This is a genomic window from Propioniciclava sp. MC1683 (assembly GCF_014164675.1).
Classification (GTDB): domain Bacteria; phylum Actinomycetota; class Actinomycetes; order Propionibacteriales; family Propionibacteriaceae; genus Propioniciclava.
The window spans coordinates 1-4,149 of record NZ_JACJFX010000011.1; the positions used below are offsets into that span (position 1 = coordinate 1).

Sequence of the window (4,149 nt, forward strand, 5' to 3'; positions counted from 1 at the left end):
CCGTGTCCAAGGCCGCAGCACGCACCGACCGGGCGTGCACATCCAAACCAATCGCCGTACGCTCGTTAAACACCAGGGCCTCCCAATGCATGTCGGCACCCCGAGCCCACCTCGGGGATGATCCACGAATCTGCACTGCGGGGCCCTGGCCTCACAATCCCCAGCCACACCCCGCAACACTCATAGGGTCTGAGGCGTCGGCAACACGGGCGGCGGCGTCCACGATGCGTTCAGGGGAAAGTCCGGGTCGGGCCTGCATGCGTCCTCCTTGCGTGACTTACGGTCGTAAGGTTAGCATCGCACCATGACGACTTACACCCGTAAGGTAAGCGCGATGCGGGCCGCGGTGCACGACACCTTCGGCGGCCCCGAGGTGCTGCGCATCGAGGACCGCCCGATCCCGACGCCCAGCCCCAGGGAGGTGCTCGTGCGCGTCGTCGCCGCCAGCGTGAACTCGGCCGACTCCCGCATCCGCGGGCGCCGGTTCCCCCGGGGGTTCGGCGGGGTGGCGCCGCTCATGTTCGGGGTGCGGCTGCCGCGCATCCCAGTGTTGGGCGGGAGCTTCTCGGGGGTGGTCGAGGCCGTCGGCGCGGACGTCACCGGCGTCGCTCCCGGTAACGTCGTGGCCGGCACCACCGGCATGGCGATGGGGGCGCACGCCGAGTTCGTGGCCGTGCGCGCCGACCGCGTCGTGTCGGTGCCCGAGGGTGTGAGCCACGACGACGCCGCGGGCGTCATCTTCGGTGGCCTGACCGCGCTGTGGTTTCTCCGCGACCGGGCGGAGGTGCAGCTGGGGCGCAGTGTCCTGGTCGTGGGGGCGTCCGGGGCGGTGGGCACGATGGCGGTGCAACTGGCGAGGCTGGCGGGGGCGTCCGTCACGGGGGGCTGCTCGGCGGCCAACGCCGACCTGGTGCGCTCGCTCGGCGCTGAGCGCGTCATCGACCACCGGGCCGTCGACGTCACGACGCTGCCCGACCGGTTCGATGTGGTGCTGGACGCCGTGGGGGTCCTCGACCGTCATACCGGGCGCCGGCTGCTCACCCCCGACGGGGTGCTGCTGTTGGCGGTGGCCAGCTTGGCTGACACCGTGCTGGCCCGCGGCAATGTCAAGGCCGGCAGTGGCCCCGAGCGTGCCTCCGACCTCGCTCACCTGCTCGATCTCGTCGCGAAGGGGGAGGTGCGGGTCGTCCTCGACGACGTCCTGCCCCTCGACCGCATCGCCGAAGCCCACGCCCGCGTCGACTCCGGCCGCAAGGTCGGCAGCCTGATCGTCAGGCCGTGACGTGGACGCCCTACGCATCATCCTCGCGTTCGGCTGGGCCGCGCTGATGTTCGTCTACCTGCTCGGCGACGTGCTGCGGATCTTCGCCGGCCATTACCGGCCCGGCCGGATCGAGGGGCAGCCCACCCAGCCCTGGATGTGGCTGGTGGCGGCCGCCTTCATGATCATCCCTATCGCGATGATGCTGCTGTCGCTGCTGCTGCCCGCGACCGTGCTGTTGTGGACGACGCTCCTGGCGTGCGTCGGACTCGTGGTGTTCAACGCGATCGCGCTGCCGTACGAGGGCCTGTACGACAACGTGCTGATCGTGGTCGGGTGGGTGTTGAACGGTTTTCTCGCCTGGCAGGCCTGGGTGGGGCTGGCGCACTGACCCGGGCTTGCGCGATCGCGATGGGGTCAGGGCCCCACGGGGTAGTGGCTGGTGATCGCGACGCGGTTCCAAGCGTTCATGACGACCGCGAGCCACGCGACGGCCGAGGCCTGCTCGGCGGTGAGGGCATCGGCCGGAGCGCTGTGAGCGGCGGGGGAGTGGATCTGGGTGACCTGTTCGGCCAACGCCAGTGCGGCTCGCTGGCCGACCCCGCAAAGGGGACCGCCCGTTGGGGTGCCATGGCACGCATTCGGGCGGTCCCCATTTGGCCGGCTCAGCCTCGACTGCCGGGTTAGGCTCTCGACATGACCACCGGTAGCGGGGCCAGCGTCAAACGCATGCGCCTGCGGTACGACGGAGCTTGCGCCGGCTGCGGTGTCGCGCTCGCGGCGGGGGTGCAGGCCATCTGGGACCGGGATGCCAAGGTTGTGCGCTGCTTGGGCTGCCACAGCGCTCCGACGGCTGCCCCTGAGCGGGTGGAACTGGGCTACGTGGAGGGTGAGGCAGGGGCGTCCGCGGCGCGCGAGTTCGAGCGTCGGCACCAGGCAAGACACGACCGCGTGACGTCGGCCCACCCCCGCCTGGCCTGGGGAAAGTCTTGTTGGCGGTCTTCGATGACCCTCAGAGCACCAAGGCCTGGGCGCAGGGAGCGTCCGGCGAGCAGTCGGTGGGGGAGTCGTTGCGTCAGGTGGCGGGCGAGGATGTGCGGGTCCTCAACGACCGCCGTATCCCAAGGAGCCGGGCCAACATCGACCACATCGCCATCAGCCGGTTGGGCGTATTCGTCATCGATGCGAAGCGGTACCGCAACCAGCGGCCCACGTTGCGCGTCGAGGGTGGCCTCTTCAGTCCTCGGCGAGAGCTCCTCCTGGTTGGGGGACGTAATCGGTCGCCGCTGGTCGATGGGGTCCACAAGCAGGCCAGCTGGTCCGCGACGCACTGGCACCACACCCAGACGTCCAAGTCCGCGGGGTGTTGTGCTTCTTGGACGCCGACTGGCCCCTCCTGGGCGGCACCTTTTCGGTGCAAGACGTTGACGTCGTCCATCCGCGAAAGTTGCGCGAAACCCTGAGGCAACCGGGTCCTCTCGCAGCCGAACGCATTGCCGGACTGCAGTGGGACCTGCACGAAGCGTTTCCCCGCTAGCCAGACAGGGGCGCTCGGGTGGCGCACTAGAGTTCCTCGCATGGGGAGCGCCGCCAGCCGCCTGCGCACCGCCTTGGAGTTGTTCGAGGTGGGCGAGCAGATGATGCGCGCTCGGCTGGCGCGGGAAAACCCGGAGTGGGATGAATCCCAGATCGACGTCGCGATCCACCGCTGGCTTCGCGACCGTCCGGGCGCCCGGGCTGCTCGCTTGGCCGAGTATTGCCACACGGCTCGCCACGCCGTGGGATGCACCGCGGGGTCCCACACCGGCTCGGCGCGTGTCTTCACGCGGTTGGGGTCGGGGGCGGTGGAGCGCATCGTGATCGTGTCGATGACCTGGCCGTCGGTGAACGCAGTGCCGTGCCAGCGGAAGTGCTTGGCCAGGTCGTGCGGGGCCTTGACGACGCGGGACCCGACGATGAACCGCAACCCGGCCTCGTCGATCGCCTTCAGGTTTGCCGCCGACAGCATGCCGGCGTCGGCGACGACCACCATGTCGGCCACACCGTGCCGCTGCTGGAACGCCTTGATGACCGGGATGATCGTGTGCGTTTCGGCCTTGTTGCCCTCGAAGCAGGCAATCTCCAACGGGTGGCCCGTGCGGTCCACCAGGAGACCGACCACAATCTGTGGGTCGACCCGACGTTCCTTGCTGAACCCGACCTTGCGGAGGTCGTCTTCGGTGTCGGTCTCGAAGTACAACGTCGTGACGTCGTATAACAGCAGGGACACATCACCGCCCTGTTCGGACCACACATGCTGGAAACACGCCTGCGCGATCTTGTCGCGATAGCCCTTGTCAGCACAGCGTTTCAGGCAGCGTTTCACCGTGGACAGGTGCACCGGCACCAGCCCGAGCTCCGCGATGACCCGCAAGCTGTCCAGCTTCGACGTGGGCTCCACCAGACGCGCTAGCACCAGCTGGAAGAACGCCTCATCCTCGATGGCGTCGAACCCGAGTCGTCCCCACGAGTCACGGACCACGTCGACCAATAGTTGGGAGCGTTTCCCCTCGATGACCGCCACCCCCGGCCGCACCCCCCGCTCGCCGGGCAACTCCAGCGCCGGCTGGTTCGCGTGCAGCTTGTCGTGGCCGACCCGCATCAACGCCGCCAACTCGGCCTCATCATGGGCGGACCCGAGGTGCTCCAGGATCGTGCGGACCCCATGGCGCTTCTCGACGATTTGCACCGCAGTGGCCCCCGAAGCGGTCTTCACCTTCCGCAGGAACGGGCTCACCGGGCGATCCTACCGGGCCTTTAGTGCCCCGAACCCGACGCCCAAATGCGACTGACTAGCCGCGATACATGGCCGAAACCCCGAAATCCGCTGCAGAGGTCCAACTCAGGTC

General features: G+C 68.7%; 4 protein-coding genes and 1 pseudogene. 3 read left to right on the forward strand and 2 right to left on the reverse strand.

Annotated elements, in window-relative coordinates; genetic code table 11:
* Positions 1-304: 304 nt before the first annotated feature.
* Together H5397_RS08935 and H5397_RS08940 are read left to right on the forward strand one after the other, a co-directional pair.
* Entirely contained in the window at positions 305-1,282 is a 978-nt protein-coding gene (locus H5397_RS08935) for an NAD(P)-dependent alcohol dehydrogenase (RefSeq protein WP_255438761.1), read from the forward strand.
* A 1-nt stretch (position 1,283) separates the two neighbouring features.
* A complete protein-coding gene (locus H5397_RS08940; protein WP_182816718.1) occupies positions 1,284-1,652 on the forward strand; it encodes a hypothetical protein in 369 nt (122 codons plus the stop codon).
* Positions 1,653-1,678: 26 nt separating this feature from the next.
* Here the strand turns inward: H5397_RS08940 and H5397_RS08945 are convergent, their stop codons facing one another.
* Positions 1,679-1,837, reverse strand: a complete 159-nt coding sequence (locus H5397_RS08945; RefSeq protein WP_182816720.1) for a hypothetical protein — start codon at positions 1,835-1,837, stop codon at positions 1,679-1,681.
* Positions 1,838-2,355: 518 nt separating this feature from the next.
* Here H5397_RS08945 and H5397_RS19105 point away from each other — a divergent pair.
* The gene (locus H5397_RS19105; protein WP_375539424.1) at positions 2,356-2,724 is read left to right on the forward strand and encodes a nuclease-related domain-containing protein; all 369 of its coding nucleotides are present in this window, start codon (positions 2,356-2,358) and stop codon (positions 2,722-2,724) included.
* Between the two features lie 431 nt (positions 2,725-3,155).
* Here the strand turns inward: H5397_RS19105 and H5397_RS19110 are convergent.
* Positions 3,156-3,902 (reverse strand): annotated as a pseudogene (locus tag H5397_RS19110) (IS1634 family transposase); the annotation flags it as partial.
* Positions 3,903-4,149: the final 247 nt, after the last annotated feature.